Source organism: Micromonospora sp. NPDC000316 (assembly GCF_042898885.1).
Lineage (GTDB): Bacteria > Actinomycetota > Actinomycetes > Mycobacteriales > Micromonosporaceae > Micromonospora.
Genome location: NZ_JBIAZG010000003.1, coordinates 257,174 through 280,598, shown reverse-complemented (window position 1 = coordinate 280,598; position 23,425 = coordinate 257,174). Strand labels below are relative to the sequence as shown.

24 protein-coding genes and 2 pseudogenes are annotated in these 23,425 nt (G+C 67.6%); 10 read left to right on the top strand and 16 right to left on the bottom strand.

Annotated features, from left to right (window positions below; all coding sequences use genetic code 11):
- Window positions 1-132 precede the first annotated feature (132 nt).
- Window positions 133-978 carry a 3-methyl-2-oxobutanoate hydroxymethyltransferase gene (gene panB, locus ACFY2Q_RS09560; RefSeq protein ID WP_387128782.1) on the top strand — a complete coding sequence of 282 codons (846 nt, stop codon included), beginning with the start codon at window positions 133-135 and terminating at the stop codon, window positions 976-978.
- Between the two features lie 253 nt (window positions 979-1,231).
- Window positions 1,232-2,482 (top strand): DUF222 domain-containing protein, encoded by a 1,251-nt coding sequence (locus tag ACFY2Q_RS09555; RefSeq protein WP_387128781.1) that lies wholly within the window; start codon window positions 1,232-1,234, stop codon window positions 2,480-2,482.
- Window positions 2,483-2,981: 499 nt separating this feature from the next.
- Here ACFY2Q_RS09555 and npdG read toward each other — a convergent pair whose 3' ends face one another.
- The 3 genes from npdG to ACFY2Q_RS09540 form a co-directional block, all read right to left on the bottom strand.
- Entirely contained in the window at window positions 2,982-3,680 is a 699-nt protein-coding gene (gene npdG, locus ACFY2Q_RS09550) for an NADPH-dependent F420 reductase (RefSeq protein ID WP_387128780.1), read from the bottom strand.
- Window positions 3,681-3,825: 145 nt separating this feature from the next.
- Window positions 3,826-5,256, bottom strand: coding sequence for an RNB domain-containing ribonuclease (locus tag ACFY2Q_RS09545; protein ID WP_387128779.1), 1,431 nt, complete (start codon window positions 5,254-5,256; stop codon window positions 3,826-3,828).
- Window positions 5,257-5,347: 91 nt separating this feature from the next.
- The gene (locus ACFY2Q_RS09540; protein ID WP_387128777.1) at window positions 5,348-5,668 is read right to left on the bottom strand and encodes a hypothetical protein; all 321 of its coding nucleotides are present in this window, start codon (window positions 5,666-5,668) and stop codon (window positions 5,348-5,350) included.
- Between ACFY2Q_RS09540 and ACFY2Q_RS09535 the strand changes: the two genes are divergently transcribed.
- Window positions 5,649-6,191, top strand: a complete 543-nt coding sequence (locus ACFY2Q_RS09535; protein WP_387128775.1) for a hypothetical protein — start codon at window positions 5,649-5,651, stop codon at window positions 6,189-6,191. The two genes, ACFY2Q_RS09540 and ACFY2Q_RS09535, sit on opposite strands and share 20 nt — an antisense overlap.
- Before the next feature lie 93 nt (window positions 6,192-6,284).
- Here ACFY2Q_RS09535 and ACFY2Q_RS09530 read toward each other — a convergent pair whose 3' ends face one another.
- A complete protein-coding gene (locus ACFY2Q_RS09530; RefSeq protein ID WP_387128773.1) occupies window positions 6,285-6,488 on the bottom strand; it encodes a hypothetical protein in 204 nt (67 codons plus the stop codon).
- 228 nt (window positions 6,489-6,716) lie between these two features.
- Between ACFY2Q_RS09530 and ACFY2Q_RS09525 the strand changes: the two genes are divergently transcribed.
- Window positions 6,717-7,214, top strand: coding sequence for an NUDIX domain-containing protein (locus ACFY2Q_RS09525; protein WP_387128771.1), 498 nt, complete (start codon window positions 6,717-6,719; stop codon window positions 7,212-7,214).
- Window positions 7,215-7,251: 37 nt separating this feature from the next.
- Here the strand turns inward: ACFY2Q_RS09525 and ACFY2Q_RS09520 are convergent, their stop codons facing one another.
- The 6 genes and pseudogenes from ACFY2Q_RS09520 to ACFY2Q_RS09495 form a co-directional block, all read right to left on the bottom strand.
- Window positions 7,252-8,205: a redoxin family protein gene (locus ACFY2Q_RS09520; RefSeq protein ID WP_387128769.1), complete on the bottom strand. Its 954-nt coding sequence runs from the start codon at window positions 8,203-8,205 to the stop codon at window positions 7,252-7,254.
- Window positions 8,206-9,432, bottom strand: a complete 1,227-nt coding sequence (locus ACFY2Q_RS09515; protein WP_387128766.1) for an epoxide hydrolase family protein — start codon at window positions 9,430-9,432, stop codon at window positions 8,206-8,208.
- A gap of 234 nt (window positions 9,433-9,666) precedes the next feature.
- Window positions 9,667-10,287, bottom strand: coding sequence for a hypothetical protein (locus ACFY2Q_RS09510; RefSeq protein ID WP_387128764.1), 621 nt, complete (start codon window positions 10,285-10,287; stop codon window positions 9,667-9,669).
- Between the two features lie 31 nt (window positions 10,288-10,318).
- Window positions 10,319-10,477: pseudogene (locus ACFY2Q_RS09505) on the bottom strand (IS1380 family transposase); the annotation flags it as partial.
- A gap of 192 nt (window positions 10,478-10,669) precedes the next feature.
- Window positions 10,670-11,066, bottom strand: a pseudogene (locus ACFY2Q_RS09500) (hypothetical protein); the annotation flags it as partial.
- A gap of 134 nt (window positions 11,067-11,200) precedes the next feature.
- Complete coding sequence (locus ACFY2Q_RS09495) at window positions 11,201-11,593, bottom strand: hypothetical protein (RefSeq protein ID WP_053659552.1); 393 nt, start codon at window positions 11,591-11,593, stop codon at window positions 11,201-11,203.
- A gap of 423 nt (window positions 11,594-12,016) precedes the next feature.
- Here ACFY2Q_RS09495 and ACFY2Q_RS09490 point away from each other — a divergent pair, with 423 nt between their 5' ends.
- Window positions 12,017-12,943, top strand: a complete 927-nt coding sequence (locus ACFY2Q_RS09490; RefSeq protein ID WP_387128762.1) for an expansin EXLX1 family cellulose-binding protein — start codon at window positions 12,017-12,019, stop codon at window positions 12,941-12,943.
- A gap of 254 nt (window positions 12,944-13,197) precedes the next feature.
- On the opposite strand, the gene ACFY2Q_RS09485 is transcribed toward ACFY2Q_RS09490, so the two are convergent.
- Complete coding sequence (locus ACFY2Q_RS09485) at window positions 13,198-13,473, bottom strand: hypothetical protein (protein ID WP_387128760.1); 276 nt, start codon at window positions 13,471-13,473, stop codon at window positions 13,198-13,200.
- A 309-nt stretch (window positions 13,474-13,782) separates the two neighbouring features.
- Here ACFY2Q_RS09485 and ACFY2Q_RS09480 point away from each other — a divergent pair, with 309 nt between their 5' ends.
- A complete protein-coding gene (locus ACFY2Q_RS09480; protein WP_387128758.1) occupies window positions 13,783-14,589 on the top strand; it encodes a helix-turn-helix transcriptional regulator in 807 nt (268 codons plus the stop codon).
- Window positions 14,576-14,767 (top strand): DUF397 domain-containing protein, encoded by a 192-nt coding sequence (locus ACFY2Q_RS09475; protein ID WP_387128756.1) that lies wholly within the window; start codon window positions 14,576-14,578, stop codon window positions 14,765-14,767. The genes ACFY2Q_RS09480 and ACFY2Q_RS09475 overlap by 14 nt, the downstream gene beginning before the upstream one ends.
- Before the next feature lie 376 nt (window positions 14,768-15,143).
- Here ACFY2Q_RS09475 and ACFY2Q_RS09470 read toward each other — a convergent pair whose 3' ends face one another.
- From ACFY2Q_RS09470 to ACFY2Q_RS09460, 3 genes are all read right to left on the bottom strand, one after another.
- Window positions 15,144-15,728: a suppressor of fused domain protein gene (locus ACFY2Q_RS09470; protein WP_387128754.1), complete on the bottom strand. Its 585-nt coding sequence runs from the start codon at window positions 15,726-15,728 to the stop codon at window positions 15,144-15,146.
- A gap of 263 nt (window positions 15,729-15,991) precedes the next feature.
- Entirely contained in the window at window positions 15,992-16,453 is a 462-nt protein-coding gene (locus ACFY2Q_RS09465; protein WP_387129121.1) for a GNAT family N-acetyltransferase, read from the bottom strand.
- A gap of 276 nt (window positions 16,454-16,729) precedes the next feature.
- Entirely contained in the window at window positions 16,730-17,449 is a 720-nt protein-coding gene (locus ACFY2Q_RS09460) for a hypothetical protein (protein WP_387128752.1), read from the bottom strand.
- Between the two features lie 740 nt (window positions 17,450-18,189).
- On the opposite strand from ACFY2Q_RS09460, the gene ACFY2Q_RS09455 reads away from it, so the two are divergent.
- Window positions 18,190-19,113: a hypothetical protein gene (locus ACFY2Q_RS09455; protein ID WP_387128751.1), complete on the top strand. Its 924-nt coding sequence runs from the start codon at window positions 18,190-18,192 to the stop codon at window positions 19,111-19,113.
- Between the two features lie 1,169 nt (window positions 19,114-20,282).
- Here the strand turns inward: ACFY2Q_RS09455 and ACFY2Q_RS09450 are convergent.
- Window positions 20,283-20,540, bottom strand: a complete 258-nt coding sequence (locus tag ACFY2Q_RS09450; RefSeq protein WP_387128750.1) for a hypothetical protein — start codon at window positions 20,538-20,540, stop codon at window positions 20,283-20,285.
- A 532-nt stretch (window positions 20,541-21,072) separates the two neighbouring features.
- Here ACFY2Q_RS09450 and ACFY2Q_RS09445 point away from each other — a divergent pair.
- On the top strand, window positions 21,073-22,158 hold the full coding sequence (locus ACFY2Q_RS09445) for a GTP pyrophosphokinase family protein (protein ID WP_387128749.1): 1,086 nt from the start codon (window positions 21,073-21,075) through the stop codon (window positions 22,156-22,158).
- 36 nt (window positions 22,159-22,194) lie between these two features.
- Here ACFY2Q_RS09445 and ACFY2Q_RS09440 read toward each other — a convergent pair whose 3' ends face one another.
- Window positions 22,195-22,806 carry a hypothetical protein gene (locus tag ACFY2Q_RS09440; RefSeq protein WP_387128748.1) on the bottom strand — a complete coding sequence of 204 codons (612 nt, stop codon included), beginning with the start codon at window positions 22,804-22,806 and terminating at the stop codon, window positions 22,195-22,197.
- Between the two features lie 86 nt (window positions 22,807-22,892).
- Here ACFY2Q_RS09440 and ACFY2Q_RS09435 point away from each other — a divergent pair, with 86 nt between their 5' ends.
- Complete coding sequence (locus ACFY2Q_RS09435; protein ID WP_387128747.1) at window positions 22,893-23,312, top strand: hypothetical protein; 420 nt, start codon at window positions 22,893-22,895, stop codon at window positions 23,310-23,312.
- The last annotated feature ends 113 nt before the right edge of the window (window positions 23,313-23,425 follow it).

The window sequence follows — 23,425 nt, the reverse complement described above, 5'->3', positions numbered from 1 at the left end:
ACCCGACCCGGCGCCTCGCCACCGTACGGGAGTGAGATCTTCCACTGCGCCCTGCCGTCACCCCCTCCCCCGGTGCGACGATCGCGACGGAACCCGGGGACCGCGCAGGCGGCCTCGAGGAAGGAGACAGTGATGGTGGAGTCCACTCCGAACGAGGTGACCGCGCTGTACGGCGGCCCGGCCACCCGTCGCGTCCGCACCAGGGACCTGATCGCCGCCAAGGAGCGCGGCGAACGGTGGCCGATGCTCACGTCGTACGACCAGTACACCGCCGGGATCTTCGACCAGGCCGGCGTACCGGTGCTGCTTGTCGGCGACTCGGCCGCGAACAACGTGTTCGGCTACGAGACCACCCTGCCGGTCACCGCCGACGACCTGATCCCGTTGGTACGGGCCGTGGTGCGCTCGACCCGGCAGGCCCTGATCGTCGGTGACCTGCCGTTCGGCTCGTACGAGGAGGGCCCGACCCAGGCCCTGCGCACCGCCGTACGGTTCATGAAGGAGGGCGGCTGCCAGGCGGTGAAGCTGGAGGGCGGCCGACGCTGCGCCGCGCAGATCGCCGCGATCGTCGGCGCCGGCATTCCGGTGATGGCGCACATCGGATTCACCCCGCAGAGTGAGCACACCCTTGGCGGCTACCGGGTGCAGGGCCGGGGCGACACGGCCGACGAGGTGCTCGCCGACGCGCGGGCGGTGACCGAGGCCGGCGCCTTCGCGGTGGTCCTGGAAATGGTGCCGGGCGAGGTGGCCAAGCAGATCACCCACGAACTGCCCATCCCCACGGTAGGCATCGGCGCCGGCCCGGACACCGACGCCCAAGTGCTGGTCTGGCAGGACATGGCAGGCCTACGCACCGGCAAGGCCCCACGCTTCGTGAAGCGGTACGCCGACCTGGCCGGCACCCTGACCGAGGCCACCCGCCGCTTCGCCGACGAGGTCCGCGGCGGCGAGTTCCCCGCAGCCGAACACACCTTCTGACAAACACGGACCGACACAACCGCCAGCCTGCACGGCTCTGTGGGCCGTGCAGGCTGGGCTTGCGGGCAGCCAGGACGAAGGCGCGGCCAGGGCGCAGATGCCGGCTCGGGCGAAGGCGTTGGCTTTTGGGAGCCGGCAGCGGCGACGGGATCACCGGCAGGAGCCATCGGGCACCCACCGGCGCGACGGCGACGGCGAAATCCGATTGATCTTGGTGACTGAAAGTGTCGTACATCTGTTCTAGTCTCGGGTGGTGATTGAAGGGCTGGCCCAGGCAGAGGAGGCCGTGGCGGCGTGCGCCGCCACGGCGGCTTGGCCCCTCACAGAGCCCGACCTGATCGCGGCGCTCGACGCCACCCACCGTCTTGAGCAGCGCCTCGCGGCGGTCAAGCTCGCCCTGGTCCGCGAGTTGGACGGCCGCGGCACGGCGCAGACTCAGGGCGCGTCCTCCACTCCCGTGTGGCTGCGCGAGCGGCTGCGGCTTACCGTCCCCGCCGCCCGCCGGCTGGTCGACCTCGCCGCCGCGCTTGATGGTGGCGCCCCCGAGATCCGGCAGGCCCTCGCCGACGGGGCAATCACCCTGGAGCAGGCCCGCGTCATCGGCGACACTGTTGCCACGGTCCACGCCGCCGCTGACGCCCCGGCCGCAGCCAAGGCCGTCGACGTGCTCATCGGGTGGGCTGGGCAGTTCGACCCGACCCTGCTGCGCCGGCTGGGCACCCGGATCCTCGATCACGTCGCCCCGGAGGTCGCCGAGGCCGCCACCCGCGCGGCGCTGGAAGCCGAGGCCCAACGCTGCGCCCGGGGTCGGCACGTCACGCTGTCGGAACTGCCCGACGGTCGACTCCGGTTGGCCGGCAGCCTCGACATCGAAGCAGCCAGCCTCCTACGCGCCGCAATCGGGCCGTTGACCGCGCCGTCCGGCCCGGACGACACACGCAACCCGGGGCAACGTCGCCACGACGCCCTCGCCGACCTGTGCCGACTCACCCTGCGCGGCGGGCAGCTACCCGAACATGGCGGCGAACCCGCCCAACTCGTCGTCACCACCAGCTTCGACGGCCTCACACAGCAACTCAACGCCGGCACCCTCGACGCCGGCCTCACGCTCACCCCAGAAACCGTGCGCCGCCTAGCCTGCGACGCCACAATCCTGCCCGCCGTCCTCGGCAGCACCGGTCAGGTCCTCGACGTCGGGCGACAACGCCGCCTCATCACCGGGCCTCTTCGCCGAGCCTTGGTGCTGCGCGACCGCGGCTGCGCCTTCCCCGGCTGCGACCGCCCACCCCGCTGGTGCGACGCCCACCACATCCAACATTGGGCCAACGGCGGCAACACCAGCCTGCGCAACGCGGTGCTGCTCTGCGCTCACCACCACCGCCACATCCACCGCGGCGACTGGGTCGTCCAGCTTGCCGGCGACGGGCATCCCGAATTCATCCCACCCGCCTGGCTCGACCCCGACCAACTTCCCCGCCGCAACCAGTACCACCGACGGACATGACCCTGACCAGCAGCGACCCTCACGCCATCGGGCCCCGTACCGGGCCAAGGGGTGGCCCGCCACCGACGCCACCCACCCGGACCAGCCTGCCCAGCGGGCGGCGCACGCCTGCAAGACGATTCAGCGAGCCCACCCGAACCAGCTGACCACCGAGGTCGGCAGGAGCCTACGAGCGCGCACCAGACAAGCGAGCGACGCACGGCCCCGGACTGGCGGCGCCAGCGGAGCAGCCAGCGGCCAACAGACACCGCCAACGGGCAGCGGGCAGCCAGCAGCAGCGGGAGCAGCGCGCGCCAACGGGCAGCAGGCGGCAGCGGCAGCCACGCAACAGCAGCGGCGGCCGACGTTCAGTGGCAACGGCCACTGACAGCAGCCCAAACCCCGAGCGCCGGCGGCGACGCCAGCGGCACGCGACTCCCGTGCGTTCAGTTGGAGCGCCTGAGGCCGACCGCCAGCCTGCGGCCGGCCGGCATGCCGGCCGTTCGAGGCCGGCGAGCGTTTACAGGTCGGTGACGCGGATGCCGGCGTGCGCCTTGTAGCGCTTGTTGATGGCGATCAGGTTGGCGGTGAACGCCTCGATCTGGTGGGCGTTGCGCAGCCGGCCGGCGTAGATGCCGCGCATACCGGGGATCCGGGCGGCGAGCGCGCCGACCACGTCGACAAGTTCACGGTCTTCGGTGCAGATCAGCACGTCCAGGTCGATCCGGTCGACCTCGGGGTCGGCCAGCAGCGGGGCGCTGACGTGGTTGAACGCCGCGCAGACGCGGGAGTTCGGCAGCAGCGCGGCGGCCTGCTGGACGGCGCTGCCCTCGGCGACGTCGAGCGCGTACGGGCCCTGCTTGTCGAAGCCGAGCGGATTGACGCAGTCGATGACGATCGTGCCGGCGAGCGGCTCGGCGAGAGCCCCGACGGTCGCGGCGTGCCCGTCCCACGGCACCGCGATGATCACCACATCGCTGCGGCGGGCCACGTCGTCGTTGGCCGCGCCGGTGATGTTGGCGTCGGCCGGCATACCCGGCAGCGCGGCGATCTCGGCGGCGGACTCGGCGGCCCGCTCTGCCGATCGGGAACCGATCAACACCGTCTGCCCGGCCCGCGCGAACCGGTAGGCGAGGCCACGGCCCTGATCGCCGGTGCCGCCGATGATGCCTACCGTGAGCCCGGACACGTCGGGCAGCGTGCTCGCGTCGTATGCCATGGGCCCATCCTCGCAAACCGTCTGGCGCATCAGCAGTGCCAGGCGCTGTGACAATCCCCGCTACGCACGCGCCGGGCACGGCCGCCGACCTGCGGCAGGACGCCATGCGAGGCCACTCAGCCAGCAGGACAGCGCGACCAATCGGCTAGGCCAGCTCGAACAGGACGGTGCGGGCTGTCGGGTCGGCGGTGACGAGGCGGACCCGGACCCGTTCGCCGAGCGGCAGGTCGCCGAGGCAGCGGGCGCGGACCGGCGGAGCGTCCAGGGCCACGGTTCCGCCGGGTGGGCGGGGTCGGGATTTGCCGTTGGGTGGGGCGTCGACGTCGAGTACCGCGGCGTCGAAGGTCTCCCCCACCCGGTCCGCCAGGAGTACGGCCTCGGCCAGTTCGACGGCGCCGCGGCTGGCCGCCGAGGCGGTCCGGTCGGTGCTGGCCATCACCTCGGGCAGCCGGGGCAGCGCGGCGCGGGCCCAGTCGGGCACCGGCAGGCCCGCGTGCAGGGCCAGGCAGACTTCGGTGGCGTACCTGTCGGCCAGGCGCCGCAGCGGCGCCGTGACGTGGGCGTACGCGGCGGCCACGCCACCGTGTTCCGGTTGCTCGGGCGGCGAGCCGTCGAATGCCGTGTACGCGGCACCGCGCATCAGCTCGGCTGCCTGGTCGATGAACGCGGCGGCGCGGGGCTGCGCGGGGTCCAGCACGGCGATCACCTCGCCCGGGGCCGCGCCGTCGGGCCAGTGCACGCCCAGCGGGGCGGCGGCGGCCCGCAGCCGCTGCACCGCCTCCGGCCGGGGGCCGGGCATGGTGCGCAGCAGGCCGATGCCGCCGGCCAGCATGATGTCGGCGGCGGCCATCCCGGTCAGCAGGGAGATCTGCGCGTTGTGCTCCTCCATCGGCGCCGGCCCCCGCAGCACCAGCCGCCAGCCCTCGCCGTCGGGCTCCACGTCCTGTTCGGGGAGCGGCAGGTTGATGGCGCCCCGGCGCAGGCCTCGGGCGGTCAGCCGGTCGCCGATCTCGGGCAGCAGCGCGATCGGGTCGGGCAGTCGACCGGCGTCGGCCGCCGCCTGCACCCCTGTGTAGTCGAGTTTGGCCCGGCTGCGTACCAGGGCGCGTTCCAGCTCGACGGCCACGGTGCCGCCGTCGGCGTCCAGGTCGATGGTCCAGACCACGGCGGCCCGGTCGTCGTCGGGCAGCAGACTCGCCGCGCCCTCGCTGAGGCTCAGCGGGTGCAGCGGCACATGACCGTCGGGCAGGTAGACAGTCTGCCCCCGCCGCCAGGTCTCCTGCTCCAGCGCGCCACCCGGGCGGACGTGCGCGGCGACGTCCGCGATCGCGTACCGCACGCGGTAGCCGCCGCCCGGACGGCGGGCGAGGTGCATCGCCTGGTCCAGGTCGCGGGAGGTGGCCGGGTCGACAGTGACGAACGGTACGTCGGTGCGGTCGACGGGCGGCCGGGGCGGCGCGGCGGCCGCCTCGTCAGCCTCGCGTTGGGCGGCAGCCGGGAAGCCCTCGGGCAGGCCGAGCTCGCGGCGCAGCGCGCCGAAGTCGATGCGGGGCGCGAGTACGCGTCGGATGACCACGGGTCAATCCTGACAGCGCCGTCGGTGATCCGCTTCCGGTGACCGGCCGAGATCTCCGACCGGCTCACCGTCGGATTGCCGCGGCGTGCGCTCAGCCGGTGGCCTTACGCGCGGTGCTGCGCGTACCCCTGCCGGTGGTGGCTCGTGCGGCGACCGGACGTGGCGGCGACTTGCGGGCGGTCACCTTGCGGGCCGGCGCCTTGGCAGCGGTGGTCTTCTTCGCGGGCGCCTTCTTCGCTGCCGCCTTGCGGGCGGTGGCCGACGAGGTGCCGGTGGCCTTCGCGGCCGGCGCCGTCTTGGCCGCGGCCTTGCGGGTGCCGCCGCTCGGGCGGGTGGACGCGGTCTTCTTCGCCGGGGCCTTCGTGGCGGCCGTCTTCTTGGCCGGAGCCTTCTTGGCTGCTGTCTTCTTCACGGCCGACGCCTTGGTCGCGACCTTGCGGGCCGGCGCCTTCGCCGCGGCGGTGGTCTTCTTCGCCTCGGCGGTGGTCTTCTTCGCCGCGGCGGTGGTCTTCTTCGCCGCCGACGTCGTGGTCTTCTTCGCGGGGCTTGTGGTCTTCCGCGTCGTACCCGTCGTCTTGGTCGCGGCGGCGGTGGTCTTGCGCGCCGCGGACGCCGGGGTCCGCTTCGCGGCGGTGGTCGTCTTGCTCGCGGCCCTCTTGGCCGGGGCCTTCTTGGCCGCCGCCGTGGTCTTGCTCGCCGTGGTCTTGCTCGCGGCCCTCGTCGCTGGGGCCTTCTTCGCTGGGGCCTTCTTCGCCGCCGTGGTGGTCTTCTTGGCTGGGGCACGCCCCGCGCCGCCGGCGGCCTTCCTGGCCGGCGCCTTCGCCGTGGTGGACTTGCGCACGGGCGTGGTCCGGCTCGCTCCGGTGTTCCGTTCCGCCGCAGCGGTCTTCTTCGCGGTGGTGCGTCGGGCGGCCGGGCGGGTGGTGGCCTGCTGAGCTTCGGCCATCGTGGTTCCCTCCTTGGGGACGTGCTCTCGCGTGCGTCCTCGCGGAGCACGAAATACCGCGACGCGGGCCGTCCCGCGCCGTCTACTTGTCCTCCCCCGACCAACGGGCGTCCTCGGCGTCCCACGCCTCGTTCCGCTCCTGCACTCGCTGCAGCGCGTTCTCCGCGTCGGCCGCCGAGTCGTACGGACCGAGGACGTGCTTCGCCGGGCACACGTCGGCGTCCGTCTCGACCCGGTGGTGCCGGGTGCACCAGTAGAACTGCCCACCACGTCTGTTGTCGCTCATGGGAATCACTGTGCACCGCGCACCGACCGGCCGCCACCGGATCGCGCAAGTCGCCGACCTTCTCCACAGTAGAGCTGGTTTCGGCACCTTGGGTCCGAACAGCGAAATAAGCCGCATTCGGGATACTTCGCCCGCCACCGGCCGTCGGCCGAATCGTCGGGTCCGCCGGACTGCGGGGGGCCGCCTCTGTCCCGGTGATCGCCACGGGGTCGTGCCTATGATCGCCGGATGGGAACACCGGACTACATCGCGGGATTGCGCAAGCACGTCGGCCACGACCTGCTCTGGCTGCCGAGCGTCAGCGCGGTCATCCGCAACGACGCCGGTGAGCTGCTACTCGGCCAGCGGGCCGACGACGGCCGCTGGTCGGTGATCAGCGGGTTCGTCGAGCCGGGTGAGCAGCCGGCCACCGCGCTGGTCCGCGAGGTGCGGGAGGAAGCGGGTCTGGACGTGACGCCGGTACGGCTGTCAAGCGTCGTCTCGCACCCGCACACGTACCCCAATGGGGACCAGTGCGAATACCTGAACCTGGGCTTCCTGTGCCGCGTGGTCGCCGGCACCGCACGGGTCAACGACGACGAGTCGCTGGCCGTGCGGTGGTTCCCGTTGGATCGGCTGCCCGCGCTGGACAAGCACGCCCTGCTGGTCATCGCCTACGCGCTGCGCGAGAACCAGTCGGCCGGGTATCTGCAGGCGGGCACGACGTGGGACGACGTGCCGAGCTGACCCAGCACCACGTCGCGGATGTCGGACGCGGGGAGTGCTATCCGAAGGTGAAGGCGTAGGCCTCGGCACCAGGCGCACCGAACGTGATCTCCAGGGTCCGTTCGCGGACCGCGTCGGGTTGACGGACGAGTTGATAGAGGCGGCCGTCGCGGAGCACACCATTGCCGTCCTCGTCGACGTCGACGCCGTGTGACGGGCCGGGCGGCTCCCCGTCCAGGAGCACCCGGAACGGGATCGGCTCCGCCGCGCCGGGCGCCAGCACGAGGTGCGCGTCGCGGGCGTGGAACCGGAAGGCGATGCCCCCGCCGGCTTGCCCGAGCACGGCCTTCTCGGGGGCGATCGTCCACTCCCCCGCCAGCGCCCAGTGGTTCAGGCGCAGGCTGTCCGGCAGGTCGTAGGCGCGGCGCTCGTCGAGCGCGGCGCCGTTCGGCGACGCGAAGTGTTCGCCGCGTCCGAAGCCGAGGTACGTCTCCGGCGTGCGCAACTGGTCCCAGTCGGCCGCCGCCTCCACACCGACGCCCTCGACGGGTACGGGTGCGCGCTCGACGCCGAGCAGTTGTTGGACTACGCGCTCGGACTGCTCGTAGCGCCCCTCGCCGAAGTGCTTGTCGCGGATGACGCCGTCGCGGTCGACGAAGTAGAGCGCCGGCCAGTAGTGGTTGTCGAAGGCGCTCCAGATCGCGTAGTCGTTGTCGACAGCGACCGGGTAGTCGATGGCCCGCGCCGCGACCGCCGGCCGCACCCAGTCGACGACGTGCTCGAACGTGAACTCCGGCGTGTGCACCCCGACGACGACCAGCCCGTCGTCGCGGTACGCCCGGGACCAGGCACGGACGTACGGCTCCTGGCGCAGCCAGTTGATGCACGTCAGGGTCCAGAAGTTGACAAGGACGACGTGGCCGCGCAGCCCGGCGGGGTCGAGTGGCTCGGAGTTGAGCCACTCGACCGCCCCGCCGAGCTGCGGCAGGTGCACCTGGCCGAACGTGGTCATCTAGCGCAGCGACCGGAACGCGGTGCGAAGCTCCTCGGAGAAGATCTTCGGCTGTTCCCAGGCCGCGAAGTGCCCGCCGGTGTCGAGCTTGTTGTAGTAGATGAGGTTGGGGTACGCCTGCTCGGCCCAACTCTGCGGCGCCTCGTACAGCTCGTCGGGAAAGACACTCACGGCAACGGGGACGTTGACGCCCTTGGTGGCGAAGAACGAGAGCTTGTTCTCCGCGTACAGGCGGGACGCCGAGACCGCCGTGTTGGTCAGCCAGTAGAGCGAGATGTTGTCCAGGATGTCGTCGCGGGTGAGGCCGGCTGTGGCGCCGTCGAAGACCTGCGCGATCAGGGCCAAGCTCTTCGCGTCGTGGTCGAGCAGGAACGACGCCAGGCCCACCGGAGAATCGGCGAGCCCGGTAAGGGTCTGCGGTCGCGTGGCCATCATGAGCGCGTACGCCACGTGCTTCCAGACGTAGTCCAGCTCGCCCGCCGCGCGCATCTCGTCGTCGGACAGGCCGGAGGGCAGCGAGCCCATGGCGTTGTTGGCTCCGGTGGTGTCGCCCTGGAACAACAGGTCGATCTCGGGCGGCACCGCCCCCGGCATGTTTGTGTGGATGCCGAGCAGCTCCGGGGGTGCCTGGACACCCATCTGATCCACGACGACAGCCCCCCAGTCGCCGCCCTGCGCCACGAACCGGTCGTAGCCGAGGCGCTTCATCAACTCGATCCAGGCGGTGGCGATCTTCTCCGGGTTCCAGCCCGACGAGGTGGGCTTGCCCGAGAAGCCGTGGCCGGGCAGCGACGGGATCACCAGGTGGAAGGCGTCCGACGCGCTCCCGCCGTGGGCCGTGGGATCGGTCAGCGGTTCGATGATTTTCAGCTGCTCGATCACCGAACCGGGCCACCCGTGCGTGACGATGAGCGGCAACGCGTCCTCGTGCTTGGAGCGGACGTGGATGAAGTGGATGTCCACCCCGTCGATGGTGGTCAGAAACTGCGGTACGGAGTTCAGCCTCGCCTCGACCTTGCGCCAGTCGTACTCCTTCTCCCAGTAGCGGGCGACGGCCTGGATGGTCGCGAGTGGCACGCCCTGCGACTGGTCGTCGACAATCTCCTTGTCCGGCCAGCGGGTGGCGGCGATGCGCCTGCGCAGATCGTCGAGGTCCGCCTGGGGGATTTCGACAGTGAACGGCCTGATCTCCGTGGTTCCTGGACGCGTCTTGGTCTTGACAGCCATACGTGCCTTCCTCTCCCGTTCGCGCTCACTGGAGGGTGCCGTCTGCTGTGCCGGGGCGGGCGGGAAAGAGGCCGCCGCGTACCCGTTCCTCAGGCCACTGCCGGGCTCCGGTGCCCGTCGAACCAGGGCACGCCCGCCGCCACATCTCGAAGCGTAGAACGGCCCGCCCCGTCATCGCGGGCATACCAGCAAGGCCCGTCCGGGACCAGCGTTCGACCGCCGGCCAGGCCGTCGTCACGCCATCGGATCGGCCGTACGCCGTTGTCGACGTTTACGACGACGCCGCGCACGATTACCCATCTGAGCAGGACCGAGGCGCGGTTTCCGGCGCGGCCGAGGCCAACCGTTCGAGGGCTCCAGCACAGTGACTGCCACGAACAGGAGGTAGCCGGGGAGAACCGGCACACCGACCGCCAGCGCCACCGCGAACACCCACTCGATCTCGCCGTCAGGCCACATCCACGTCGCTCCCGGACCGCTGACCCGACCGGCGACGGTGGGGCCAGGGGGTTCGTCGCCGTGCGTGAACAGGTGCACCGAGTCGATGCGCAGGTCCCCCGCGTCCGAGGTGAAGGGACCAGTGCAGCTCCAGCCGAGTGTCCAGAACTGCGGGTCTTCCGCGGCCGTGCTCTCTTCACACGCCACGGCGACCGAACCGGGCACACCCCAGATGGTGGCCCGGACGCCGTCCCAGGCGTCGGGCAGCACGACGTGCCACCAGGCCAGCACGATCGCGAGGGCGCACGCAACCAGGCCGCCGGACACGAGACGGTCCAGCCAGTCGGCTTCCCTGATCGCCGCGGGCAGATGCTTCAGCCTCGGACGGCGGGCTCGTGACCTCCGCACACGCCGCATGGTCGGAGGGTAGCTGCCCTCGGCTTCACCACCCGTCGGCCAGTAACACCGCCAGATCGACCGCGACCCGGCCTGGCTCGTGCGCCGAACGACGCAGCCGGCCCAGTCCCAATGCTTGAATAAAACTCCTGGTCAGGCCAGTTTTATAGGCAAGGTCGGTGAGCAGACGCGTGCCGGCACGACCGACCACGCCTCAAGCACCACCAGTGACGACAACGTTCGGCCGCGTGCCGGTACTTTGCACTTTGAGAGTGCCTTCCGGGCCGGGGCTAACCGCATCATGGCCGCTCTCATGGTTGCGTGGATTCTTGAACGCCACCGTGATGGTGTCGGCCTCGCCTTCGTAGCCGAGGTCACCGAGGACCCGCAGGTCCACTCCTGGTGTCGGCTCGGGCGTACGGCACCGGTCGGTCTCGATCAGCGTGCCGTCGATGTTGATGTGGGCGTAGCCGGCCATCTTCGCGGCCAGCAACACCGAGCCGCAGGCCGGGCGCTTGGGCGGCGAGGACGGTAAGGCCCTCATGCAGGTACGCGTACCTCGTCGACCTGCTGATCGTGTTGTCGCTGGCGAGTTGCGAGATGCGGGTGCCGTCGATCAGCCAGCGGGTCACCAGGACAGCCTGTTTGAAGCAGTCCAACGACCGGGTCCCGGCGCGGGTGCCGAGCCGTTGCCGTTCGGCGTGCAGGAGGCCGGACAGAAACGACACGGTCGCCTCGCGTACGGGCAGGATGGCGCATATGTGACCTTCATAGCGACGCAGAACCTCGATGACGGTGATCCCGGGAAGGACCACCTTCATATCGGGGTTCTGCGTCTTTCGTTGCGCCGCAACGGATCCGGGCGCGTCCGGACCGCCGATCGAGCCAGCTACTCCAAGTCATTAACCCTTACTCGGAAAGGCCCAGTGGAGGATCAGCAGGGGGTCAGCTGCCAAGTCACCTTCGTCACGTTGACCGGTATATACAGGTCGCCTCCGGTCCCGCCGGCAGGAGCGCAGTTTTTGAAGGGAATCGACGAGCCGAAAGTGAACCCGGATATTACGGCGTCGCGGCCTGTGCCGTTGTAGAAGTTGAATCCCTGGATGCTGCCGGTCCACTCGCTGTTGGTCGTCAGAGACGGCGTCTCGACGGGACCCTGCGGCGGGTGATTCCAGTTGGGCCAGATGCAGAGCATGCCCTGCGGGCAGTTCCCGGACCCCCAGCCTTGTATCGACACTCCGGGTGCTGCCGCCGAGGCGGCGGGAGCGGTGGCCAGCAGGCCTGCGACGGACGCGGCGATGGCGATGGCGATGGATTTCAACAGCACGGTTCACCCTCTTTTAGATAGACGCTTATCGTTGCGAATTTAATCTACCGGCGGAAAATTGACAGGTCAAGCACCTGAAGCGGCGTAGTCCGGGCGGGTCACTCGGAAGCTGGCGTCCACCTGAATCTGATGACGATTGAGGTAGTTTCAGGGTGCTATCTGTCGGATAGCACCACGCCTGCCAGTCCACGCCGATGCCCAGCGCATGGATCCGGCAGTCGTGCCACCCCATGCTCGGGAAGTCGGCGTCGGTCCAGGTGGCCTTGGACAATCCGGACGGGCCGTGCGGCAAGCTGATCACCGAATCCCTACAACTTCGCCGCCAACCCTCTCCGAACGGCCTGCGACCCCGTCGGCGTGGCAGGTGACGGCCCGCTCGATGATCTTGCGCTGCCGCAGGGCACTGCGGCAGCATCAGGCGTCATGACGGTGCCAGACCCGGACCCCAACGACGACATCCCGGCCGGCATCAACGGCACGCGCCGGTGGCGTCGGCGGGCCAGACACTTGTTGGCCGGAGCCGGAATCACCGCCTTGGCGGCCGTACTCGCCATCACCCTCGCCGTACGTGGCGGCGCCACCCCGGCCTGCGCCGCGCCACCGACCGGAAACACCGTCCACAAGGCAAAGGCCAGCTTCTACGACGCCGGCCGCTCGGGCGGCAACTGCTCCTTCCCGAGCCCACCCGCGGACCGGCTCTACGTGGCCCTCGGCTCGTCGGCATACTCCGGGGCAGCGGCCTGCGGCAGCTACCTGGACGTGACCGGCCCGAAGGGCACCGTCCGGGTCATGGTCATGGACCAGTGCGGCGGGTGCGGGTCCGGCAAGATCGACCTCTCCGGAGAGGCGTTCGCGAAGATAGCCGACCGGGCGCAGGGCATCGCGCAGGTGACGTACCGGGCGGTGGTGAACCCGCCGCTCGACGGAGGGCTCACCTTCCGGATGAATGGCGGCGCCTCCCAGTGGTGGTTCGCCGTGCAGGTCGGCAACCACGGAAACCCGCTCCGCTCGGTCGAGGCAAAGGGGCCGGGCGGCGACTTCCGCAAGGCGGCCCGCCAGAGCGACAACTACTGGACCGTCGAGGGCGGGCTCGGCCCCGGGCCCTACAGCATCCGGGTCACCGACGTGTACGGACGCCAGGCGACAGCCACCACCATCCGGATGGTCACGAAACAGGTCCAACGCAGCACGGCCGTGCTCGCCTCCCCCACCCCCAGCAGTTCACCTATACCTTCAGCTCCGCCGTCCCCCAGCATCGCGCCCTCGCCGACCCCGGCCGAATCGGTCGCACCAACGGCGACCGTCGAAGCACTCGCCGGCGCCGCTCCGCTCAACGCCGCCCGCTGCTGACCGGCGAGGCCGTCGGGCCACAGGCAACCACCCGAGGAACCTGGCGTGCACGGCGGGCAGGTTCGGACGCAGCCCCAGGCCGTACACATCGTCGATCGCCTCGCGCATCGACGCGGCCAGATAGAACGTCAGCGCGATCGAGTGGCCGTGGAACTCGATCATGAGGTCGAGTTGAGCCGGGCCGCACGGCCAGGGCGCGGCGCAGGTGCGGCACAACCACGCCGGGCGCATCGGCAGGTGCGGACGAGGCCGGGTCATCCGACCCGCACCGGACCCCGGCGGGCGGGCCGGTGCTTCACAGGCCCCGACGGTACGGCGGGCAGGGCCAGCAACCGCACTCCCGCGCGCATCACGAACAACTCCCGCCGCGCCACCGCGTCACCGGCCGCGTCCAGCTCGTAGCCCTCAACCCACACCCATCCGTCGTACGTGTGCCGCTCGGGCAGCTCACGGATGACGCGCACGAAGATCGGGCGCAGGAACTGCACGCTCGCGGCGGTGGTCAGCAGGATCACGTCGCCGGCCTTCATCGTCCCGATCACTGCTCGGGGCTTCCGGACTCGTCGTTCGCGGACGTTGGTCTTCTGCTCTCATGCTCGTCGCCGGGCACAGTGCTCCCCCTGGTGCCGTCGGGAAAGGGCCGCAACCGCAAGTGCTGTGCGGCCTCGCTACGGACGCGGTCGCCGGTGTCGTGGTCCCCGCCGGCCGCCGCCTGGTGACACTCTGCTGTGGAGGCCACTACGCTCGGAAGGTGCTCGCGAGGTCCGGGCTGAGCTGGCAGGACAGGTGCCCGACGTGTGGCGCCACGGGTAGTCGATCTCTAATTTGAGGAGCGTTGCGTGGCTGATGTCCCAGGTCCCTTGTCGGCGTTCATCGTTGGCGAGATCCGCCGCGCCCGTGGCGCTTCCGGGATGACGCAAGAGGCGTTCGGCCGCGCTGCCGGCTTCAGCGCCTCCCACGTCAGCGCCGTTGAAGGCGGCACGCGAGCGTTGACGATGGACTTCATCAAGAGCGCTGATCGAGCGCTGAACAACGGCGGACTGTTCGAGCGCCTGGCGACGAAGTTCGGCGCCCCGTCGTGGTTCCTGCCCTGGTTGGACGCGGAGCGCGGGGCGACGCAGCTCCGCTACTTCGAGCCGAACCTGATCCCCGGCCTACTACAGGTGGAGCACTACGCCCGCACCGTCCTGCGAACAGTCGAAAGCCTCACCGATGACGAGGTCGAGCAGCGCGTCGAGAGCCGCATGAGCCGACAAGCGATCCTGACCGGCGAGCGCAGGCCACAGTTCGTCGCCGTGCTGGACGAAGCAGCGATACGGCGCACGGGTGACGGACTCGGCGGGATCATGGCCCAACAGGTCGCCCACCTGGTCGCGATGGCCGAGCTTCCACACGTGCACGTCCACATCATTCCGATCGCCAGCGGCCTACACATCGGGCTGTCCGGGCCGTTCGCGCTGGCCCGATCCAGCGTCGGCGTGTGGGTCGGACACCTCGAAAATCAGCTTGGCGGTGACGTCGTCGACAAGGACGATGAGGTGGCTACGCTTCAGGCAAGGTGGGAGAGCGTACGGAACGAGGCGCTACCACGCCGGCAGTCCATCGACCTGCTGAAGGAAGTTGAGAGCCATCATGGACCTCAGTAACGCCCGGTGGCGCAAGTCCACCCGCAGCGGCGCGAGCGGTGGCAACTGCGTCGAGGTAGCGAGCAACATACCCGGTGTTGTGGCCGTCCGTGACTCGAAAGATGTCACCGGACCGGCACTGACCTTCGCTCCGGCAGCCTGGGCCGCGTTCGTCGCCAAGGTCGCCGAGCGGCCATAGCGGCCACAGGGCAGGGGGGTCGATCGGCGCTCATTTGCACCGGCAGTCAGGACAGCCGAGGCGGGAACGGGAGCCCAGAGCCGGCTACTTTCACCTCGCCTGAATCCGCGTCTGGGTCAGCCGGCAGCGTCAAAAAAACCCACCTCGGAGCCTTGACCAGACCTTGAGCTGATGGACAACCGCCAAGACGCGCCCGACCCTCCTCCACAGCCACAGGCCTCATCCCAGAACCATCAAGCGCAGGCCCAGAGACGGCTCACGGCGGCGCAGAGCGACGGCGTCGGGGCGGCCGGCTGCCGGCGTGTCCTGTCACGGGACATGCTTGACACTCTCGTCCCACGACCTGCCTGACGCTGCTAAGTGCAGCGGGTGAGGGCTAGCGCGTCGGGTCGGTCACGAGCATGGGTGAGCGCTCGGCCAGCTCGTTGAGTACCTCGGCCGTCGTGGTGACCTTCATTCGGTCCAGCTCGTTCGCGGTGATCCCGACGACGGTCACGAACCGCGCTGAGCCGTGCGGGGAGTTGATGGGCGGCAGCTCGGGGTCGGCAGCGAAGGCCAGTGCGCGGAGCCGGGTATTCGCCTGGCCGGTGACCGGTCCGCCTGGGTCCATGCGATGGCCTTCGGCGAAGGGCTTGCCACTGGTGAACACGTAGTCGACCAGTCGTTCAAGCAGACGCAGGGACCAGGCGGGAGGCTGGTCAGCGTCCACGGGTACCCGCATCGTCAGCTCGTATCCCCAGCCGCTGACGTCCGGGTCATCGCTGTCCTTAGAGAACAACTCGGTCATCCCGAACGTAACAAGCAACCAGTGGCCGGCGGACTGGTACGCGCTCAAGCCGTAGAGGCCCTGCCCTGGGAGGTTGTTTGTCCCCCAGTGCAGCGGATTTTGATCACTCACCCTGGTCGCCACTGCCGCTTCAATCGCGGCCCAGCCGGGAGCCTCGTCTGCAACCTCGACCATGAGCTCCCCCGCTACAGCTTCGCCACCTCGATCACCTGGCGTAGCTAGGCTAGATCAACTGTCAAGCATGTGCTGGGACGGAGTTGTCAAAGCATGTGGTGGGACTAGACAGGCCGGCTCCCGGCGTGTGATCCGACAGCTGATGTGCGGCACATCTCCGCCACGTGATGCGCGGCAACGCGACGAATCCAGGGGCAGATCCGATCTTGGGACGCACGGATCTGCCGAGGACCGGACGTCACCTCATGCGGCGACATGGAGCATCAAAGAACGAACTTCATTCGCGGGGCCGAGGTCATCGTGAAGCCGAGCTTCTCGTAGAGGAGCTGCCCCTTCGGCGTGGCGCTCAGGTCAACGCGGTCGGCATCGACGGACCTGGCCCAGTCGAGCACGTCAAGGACGAGCGTCGTCCCATAGCCATGGCCGCGGTGTTCAGACAGGGTGATGACGTTCATGAGTCGCACGGTGCGCCCCTTGGTGCACCAGGGGTTCGGCACACCGAGTTCGAGGGTGCCGATCGCCGTAGCGACGATCGCACCGTCTACCTCGATCACAGGGAAGCGAGCACTACCCGGATCTTCAACGAAGCGGCTGAACCACTCGGCTGCGTGACTTCTCCACGGCTCCTCCGGCGCTGCGTTGTCTTCGTCAAACAACAGCGCCCAGAGGCGGAGCAACTCGACGAAATCACGTGCAGTCGCGGTACGTAGGCGGTCATCGTTCATTCTTGTCACGTCGCGATGCTGGCACGGGTCACATCCCGCGTGCGGCCCTCCCGGTGCGCTCACCCGCCGCGATCTACCCGTACGCCGCAGATCAGCTGGCAGAGGTGTGTTGCACATCAGCTGACGGATCACAGCCGGACTGCCGGCGTGTCTAGTCCCACCACATGCTTGACAGATCCGTCCCACCTGATGCTTGTCAGCCTAGGCTCGTTGCGTCCTCAATGTGAGGTTAGGTAGCTACGCGGAGATCACGAGGTTCGGGCGAGTGCGCCGGACTCATCGATCATCACGCCGCCGGATGGCAGCGAGGTTCGTCCCGTCGGTGGTCTTGGCAATGAGTTCCTTGAACCGGACCGGGTCGGCTTCGGCGATAGCGCGGGCCTGGGCCACCCTGCGGTGCAGGTTCGACGGGTAGAAGGACTCGTCCAGAATGAAGCCTTGGGCCAGCCATTCACGTGTGGTGTTGTGGTCGCACTCGACGAAGGCGGTGAGACAGGCTGCGCGATACCACGCGCGCAGGTCGGCAACCTCATCATCTTGGGTTTGGCTAACCGTCGTGGGCTGTCTGCTGTGCAGCGCCTCAGTCGACTCGTACACGAGCACGGCCTGCGACCAATACCAGGCGCGGACTGCGCAGACGCGTTGCAGTAGCGGTCCAGAGGTGACGACCGAGATGAGGTACTCCTGAACCCTGCGACGACCCACCGCCGTCAACATCGGCTCGATGAGTTGGCGATTGGCGGCCACATCTTCGTCGCAGACCACAGCGGCCAGGACTCGGTCGGCCAGGGTGGCCGCCAGGTCAGGACGTTCTCGAAGAACGCAGGCAAGCTGCCAGCGCTTGCCATTCCTCCGGTGGTAGCGACGGAACGACTCGTTACTCGTGAACCTCGGCGGCAGTTCGGGCTCTACCCAGTCTGAGTTCAGCTCAGCCAGGAGGTCATCAAGCTGCCGCTCGAACTCGCCAGCCAGGTCGCCGTCTACCCATGCGTCCATGCCGACATCATCTCCGCCGACCCACTCCGTCATCGACTGGCCGAACGGATCTTGTAAAGGACGTGGTGGGACGCGAGTGTCAAGCATGTCCCGTGACGGGACAGCCGGACTGCCGGACTGCCGGCTGCCGGCTGCCGGCTGCCGGCGATGTGGTTCAAACTTTCTGTACGTCTTCAAGGCGGCCCTTGACGGGCGCACGCGCTGCCGCCTGGGCGCGCGTCCGTCGCTTCGCTGGCGCTCCGACTCCGGCCACGCAACACGCCCGGCGGCTGGCGCGGAGAGCGGAAAGCCGGAGGGGCCGCCGCAGACGGGGTAGTTCGGAGAGTGGTGGAGGTCCGTCGCCGGCAGCCGGCTGCGCCGCGCCGGAGCAGCGCGGCGCGGGGAGGGGCGCGTGCCGGGTCCGCGTGGCAAGCCCCAAGCATGGGGGCGTTGTCCGCCGAGGGCATGCCGGTCGTCCAGGAGCCGGCTCGCAGCCGCTCACGGTCAGGTCAACCGCTCACCTGGGAGGGGGAGAGGGTGGCCGCCGGTGGCCAGCTCCGACCCCGGGAGCCGGGTCCGTGCCGGGCGAGGTTAGGTCAACTGCGCCACTGTGGCAGTGTCCGCCGGAGGCGCGGTCCGTGACACGAAAGCCGACTCCGGCTGTTCCGGCAGCGTCCGTCCGTGCGTCAAGGTCCGCGTGACGTGGCGGGCTGGGCGGCTGCCTGCTCCCCAGGTGGCCGGGTCGGCGGCAGACAGTGAGGATGAAGGACCTACTGGTTCTTGACGCCGGGTGCAAGACTGCCGGGATGCCAGCCGAACCTCCATTGCCGACCCCCGACCAAGTTCTTGGCGCGTTAGACCGCACGGGCTTCCTCTTTGAACAGAGGGTCGCGGCGATATTAGGAAATAGGACCGATACCGGGTGGGCCTTCCAAGACCAAGATACAGGCACGAGCCGTGAAATTGACATTTACTCAAACAGTTTCGCTTATTGGCCGGACGGAAGTGACACACGTTTGCACTGGACGGTCTTGGGAGAGTGTAAAAATTTTCAGTGGCCTTGGGTCGCTCTGACAAAGCCGTGGGAGCGGGAGTCGGGGTACCTTGACATGCCCGAGCTTCTGATCACAACGGCGACAAGGATCGAACTGAAAGCGGACCAGGGCTGGTATTTCTTCCGCGGAAAGCCTAACTTTGCCACAAAGTACGAGGGCGTTCGATTTCGGCGTCAACCCCGAGCTGTGCAACTGGTAAAGCTGAATAAAAAGTCCGGCGGTTGGGAGACTCACTCTAGTGATATATTCAATGAAGTCACCTACCCTCTCGCCAAGGCGGTTTCTTTTCTAGGTCAGGAATTCAAAATGCGCGATGATAGTGATGACCACCTAAAGGCCTTAAGGCGGGAAGTTCACCTCCTTTTTCCAGCGATATTCTTATCGTCGCCGATATATGCGGTCTCCGCTTCAGACCCTGACCCTAAGGTCGAAGAAACCAAGCATGTGACTTTGGAGCGACGGCTGTCGTCCAAATCAGTTCAGGGGCGATTCCGGTATGACGTTGTGCACGTAGACGGAATAAAGGAATGGTATAACGGCCATGTTCTGGGTGTCGTGCGCTTCTTTGCAGAGGAACTGAAACTCCCTTGGGAGCGCGTAAAGGGGAGGGGTGTCGAGGAGTTGGCCTAGCCATGGCGATTCGCGGGTGGTACGCCGAATGCGCCCCTTCGAGGCGTCAAGGGCGGCCCGCAGACCTGGGCTGAGTGACTAACTGGGTGACGATCGGGACGGACGCCGGTGGACCAACATGGACACCGGCGGACCGTTTTGGCAGGTCAGCAGCCGTGGTGCAGCAGGTCAGCGCCGAGTGTTTGTTGCCTGGGAGTCAAGGTCGTTCACATGCCGTGGCCCACCTAGGGCCGGTATCAAGCGCCGATCAGGAGCCCGGCCGGTCTTACCGACACCGTGTCCGGCCTCGTCTTTGATTGTCGTGCCGATCCTGTCGGCTACCCGCATCATGCCCCTCTGCGCAGGCTGGTTCCGCCGCGCACAGGATCGCCCCGGAAGTCGGCCAGATCACTGCGGATCGCAGCTTCTACAGCCTGCACCAACTCCAACCTCATTCGTTCTATTAAAGTCGGCTCCGGATCTTTCGGGTGCCGCTTCGGCGCACTTGGGCTCGGGGCTGCCGCATGCCGAGGAGGCATCACGCTCGTCAAACCAAGCCATTCGCCCTTCTCCATCCGCTCCCACGCGACTCTTACCGCGGGAGCCGCCAGCAGATCCACGCGCCCCCGCAAGCCAGTCGAAGGTGGGTACGGATCAGCCGACTTACGAATGTGGACACTTCAGGCATGGCAGTCAGTGAACAAGTTGACATACAGGGCGATGCGCGCCTCATGGAGCATGTTCGCCCTCTGCTGCTCTGCCGCGAACCTCGCCTGCCATTGAGCGCCGAGATACCCGCCGCCAATGGCTAGCAGGGCACCGAGGAGAACCGGCAACAGCTGAAAAAGGACCGACCACAGTGGACTCATGCAGCCAGGATCGCAGGTGCCCACTTGCTGCGCAGGCGGAGACAGCGACCATAGGCAGCAAGATCGTCGGGCCCAACGCAGGCACAATTGACGGTACAAGCGCCGTCAACCGCTGTAAGGCAGCGGAAGAACTCGCCGAGGTCAGGGGCCCGATCCGCCCGATCTAAGGTGATCCACAGACGGCCGGAGGGGTTCAGGGTTCGAGTCCCTGGCCGGCCCACTCCCCTGCCATCCTGACGGGACCCTGTAGGAGTTGATGCAGCTCTGGCACAGCGAATGGCCCGCCAGGATGGGTCCTGATGGGCCATTCGCTGTGCTGGGTTAAGCCTTGGCGATGCGCTCGACCCATTCGTTGATGTTGCGCAGGTGGTCGGCCGAGCTGAATCCGTCGGTGTCGGTCACTGCTCCCCGCAGGCCATCGAGCGTCTGCCGCAGAGCGCGCAGTTCCTTGACCAGGGCGATCGTGGCGAAGGCTTGGGCAACAGTGGCGATGTTCGCGGCGAGGGATTCGTCGGCGTTGGACTTGGCCATGTCGGCGTAGGTTCTGGCGTTGTCCAGCGGATCCGTGATCAGTGACATGACACTCCCATACTGGTGAGATTGGCCGCCTCCATTGTGGCCCCTGGAACTGCGGCGGCGACCAGACCGCAGCCGAAGGCAGCGCTAAGGCAGCAAACCCCTTGATTCAAACGGGCACGAGGGAGCGCAGGAAGCCTTGCGCCAGCTGCTCCACCGCACTGATCGGCAGCAATCGGCACGAGCGAGCGAGTTGTGTCCGGTTCCCCCCCGGCGGGGGTCGGCCCGGGTCGCCGCTGGTACGGCTGTCGACAGCAACGCTGACAGCAACGCCGCCGGACGGAGGCACCCTGACGAGCGTGGGCACGCACGGAACTCAGAGCGCGCGGCCGTTCCCGGATGCGCGTGGACGAGCTGCACAGAGCTTGTAAGCGAGATGTCGGGACTCCGGAGGAACAGCCGAGCTGGCCGCCGGGGGCGGGGGCCACCCGGCAAGACACGAGGAGCAGGCGGCTAGCCCAGACTCAGGCGACCCAGAAGGATCATCGCGTGCTCAGGCTGCCCCTGCGGCCTCGCATATGGAACGATGGATGTCATGAGCTCCGAGACGGGCGCCGTCACCCCGATTGACGATAGCGAGTGGGAGGACCTAACCGGTCTGGCCGGCTCGCTCGGCCCGAAAGCGCGTGAGTGGATCAAGGAGCTCATTGACGATGCTGGGATGCATCTCCACTCCGTGGAAGCAAGGGTCAAGGATCGCGCAGACGCCGAACGAAAGATCCTCGACAAGGGGGTTGGTGAATATTCCCTGGAGAACATGACAGACGTCCTCGGGGTTCGCGTAATAACGTACTTTCCTGACGAGATAGACTCTGTCGCCTCGATTATCGAACGGGAGTTCGGTGTCGATCACGAGAATTCAGTGGATAAGCGGGCCTTGCTGGATCCAGATCGGTTCGGCTACCTCTCCCTGCATTATGTTGTTCGTGTTCGACAGGATCTATGCTCCCGACGAGACTTCGAAAAGTATTGTGATTTCAAGTTCGAAATCCAGATACGCACGATCCTCCAGCACGCGTGGGCGGAAATCGAACACGATCTCGGATATAAGTCCAAAGAGGACTTGCCTGTCGACGTGCGTCGCCGCTTCTCGCGGCTCGCGGGCCTGCTTGAACTGGCGGATTCAGAGTTTGAGCACATCCGTAATGACCTGAGCGAGCACCGCCTGGCGGTGGGGCTAGCAGTGCGGGAGAGTCCGCTTGGCGTGCCAATCGATAGAGATTCCATCCTCGCATACATTGCGGAGTCCGGCCGTCTCGCCCGGCTCGACCTCGAACTAACGGAGCTCTATGGCGGCGCAACGGTTGCTGCTCCGAGCCCTGACTATGCCTCAAGATTGGCGGCCTTCCTCCACCGCTATGGCTTTGAGAACATCGGACAGCTCGACGAAATCCTGGAAGAGAAATATTCGCTGCTTATCGCCTTCATAGAGCAGCACCAGACAAAACCGCGGAAATCTATACCAAAGGGTGCGGCCCTCCAGTATCTACTCGTTCTTGAGGCGACATACCGGGATGGATCAGAGGGGCAAGAATTGCTCACGGAAATAAAGTTCCCGTTTCCTTACGAGACTGCGCGCAAGAGACGGTTAGTGGCGGAGCGCGACTCACAAGAGAGGTAAAGAAGCCCCCGGCCGGCGCCCAGTTACATAGAGGGCCTACACGCACTGCGCGAGCGGGCCCAGGTCCTGCATAGCCTGCCGTGGCCGAGGATGCCACAAAAGATGGGTGCGTTGGGCCAGGTCTGCTGGGAAGCCCACACCGGCTGCGGTTTGTAGGACGCGTCTCCGCAGGACTTCACCTTCGGCGTCGCCATAGATGAGCAGGGCCGCTCGCTCATACCCCCGCTCTGCTCGAAGGAAGGCGCTAAGAGTCTGCAGATCCTTCCGTAGCGGCCCAGGCCTGAGGTGGTCTGCCGCCTTCACCTCGATGACGACGGCGTTGTGCTGCCACTGCCCGGGAACATGCCAAACCAAGTCCGGCTTGTGCCGCCCTCCGTCGATCACCGCGTTTAGCTGGGCCTTGTCGATCTCGCCGGAGAGCGTGTACGCGGGCGCTCCTGCGTCTCCGCCAAGAGGGCTGTCGCTCAGCATGCGAAGCTGGTGATAGAGCTCGTAGCAATACACTCTCTCGCGATAGCGGATCACTGGCTCGCTGCCCCTCCGGGATGCGGTCTGGAGGAGGAACCACCGGTCGGCCACAAGCCGACCCGCGTCGACAAGGAGCTTCAGAAATTCTGCTGCCGCCCGCTTGCGATCGATTGGGACCATCGGCCAGCCTTACTCTCGTCGGACCTGGGCAGACGCCCCACTGACGGCGCGGTCAGGTCGCCCTACTCTTCATCACGGAGCCTGCGATGTCGATGTACGGCCGCGAGGACGAGACGTGGGATCGCTTCACTGAGGTCGGCCTGGCCTTCTTGGTAGAGCGTGCCCGGCTTGGCAAGGTCACCTCGTACACCGAACTGAATACCACGCTAGAACGCCGAACCGAGCTGCCGGCTTTCGAGTTCGAACGCGAGATCGACCGGAAGGCGATGGGACACCTCTTGGGCCTGGTCGTGGGCCGCAACCGACCCATCACCGGGCTCATGATCTCCGCACTGGTGCACTATCTGGATGCCAACGATGCGGGGCCTGGCTTCTATGCTCTCGCAAAGCAGCTAGGACTGCTGCCGCAGCGTGCGACGTCCGATGAGAAGCTCAGCTTCTGGATCAGCCAGGTCAACGGCATCCATGCCTACTACTCGCCTAGGAGAATCGCAGCTGCGACCTGACATTAGCCGTGACAGGCCACCGCCGCCGGAACCTCGACGGCGAGCGATGGACTAGCGAGATCGTCGGGCTACGGAAGCCAGCGGGTCGGCCTGGTCGCACGTCAGGGCTTCCG

Coding starts and splice junctions, on each gene's coding strand:
- ACFY2Q_RS09490 (WP_387128762.1), top strand. CDS start 12,017: ATGACGGTGCCAGACCCGGACCCCAACGACGACATCCCGGCCGGCATC.
- ACFY2Q_RS09465 (WP_387129121.1), bottom strand. CDS start 16,453: ATGAACGATGACCGCCTACGTACCGCGACTGCACGTGATTTCGTCGAG.
- ACFY2Q_RS09515 (WP_387128766.1), bottom strand. CDS start 9,432: ATGGCTGTCAAGACCAAGACGCGTCCAGGAACCACGGAGATCAGGCCG.
- panB (WP_387128782.1), top strand. CDS start 133: ATGGTGGAGTCCACTCCGAACGAGGTGACCGCGCTGTACGGCGGCCCG.
- ACFY2Q_RS09440 (WP_387128748.1), bottom strand. CDS start 22,806: ATGGTCCCAATCGATCGCAAGCGGGCGGCAGCAGAATTTCTGAAGCTC.
- ACFY2Q_RS09470 (WP_387128754.1), bottom strand. CDS start 15,728: ATGGTCGAGGTTGCAGACGAGGCTCCCGGCTGGGCCGCGATTGAAGCG.
- ACFY2Q_RS09510 (WP_387128764.1), bottom strand. CDS start 10,287: ATGCGGCGTGTGCGGAGGTCACGAGCCCGCCGTCCGAGGCTGAAGCAT.
- ACFY2Q_RS09475 (WP_387128756.1), top strand. CDS start 14,576: ATGGACCTCAGTAACGCCCGGTGGCGCAAGTCCACCCGCAGCGGCGCG.
- ACFY2Q_RS09445 (WP_387128749.1), top strand. CDS start 21,073: ATGAGCTCCGAGACGGGCGCCGTCACCCCGATTGACGATAGCGAGTGG.
- ACFY2Q_RS09530 (WP_387128773.1), bottom strand. CDS start 6,488: ATGAGCGACAACAGACGTGGTGGGCAGTTCTACTGGTGCACCCGGCAC.
- ACFY2Q_RS09460 (WP_387128752.1), bottom strand. CDS start 17,449: ATGGACGCATGGGTAGACGGCGACCTGGCTGGCGAGTTCGAGCGGCAG.
- ACFY2Q_RS09450 (WP_387128750.1), bottom strand. CDS start 20,540: ATGTCACTGATCACGGATCCGCTGGACAACGCCAGAACCTACGCCGAC.
- ACFY2Q_RS09435 (WP_387128747.1), top strand. CDS start 22,893: ATGTCGATGTACGGCCGCGAGGACGAGACGTGGGATCGCTTCACTGAG.
- ACFY2Q_RS09525 (WP_387128771.1), top strand. CDS start 6,717: ATGGGAACACCGGACTACATCGCGGGATTGCGCAAGCACGTCGGCCAC.
- ACFY2Q_RS09520 (WP_387128769.1), bottom strand. CDS start 8,205: ATGACCACGTTCGGCCAGGTGCACCTGCCGCAGCTCGGCGGGGCGGTC.
- ACFY2Q_RS09485 (WP_387128760.1), bottom strand. CDS start 13,473: ATGAAGGCCGGCGACGTGATCCTGCTGACCACCGCCGCGAGCGTGCAG.
- npdG (WP_387128780.1), bottom strand. CDS start 3,680: ATGGCATACGACGCGAGCACGCTGCCCGACGTGTCCGGGCTCACGGTA.
- ACFY2Q_RS09455 (WP_387128751.1), top strand. CDS start 18,190: ATGAAGGACCTACTGGTTCTTGACGCCGGGTGCAAGACTGCCGGGATG.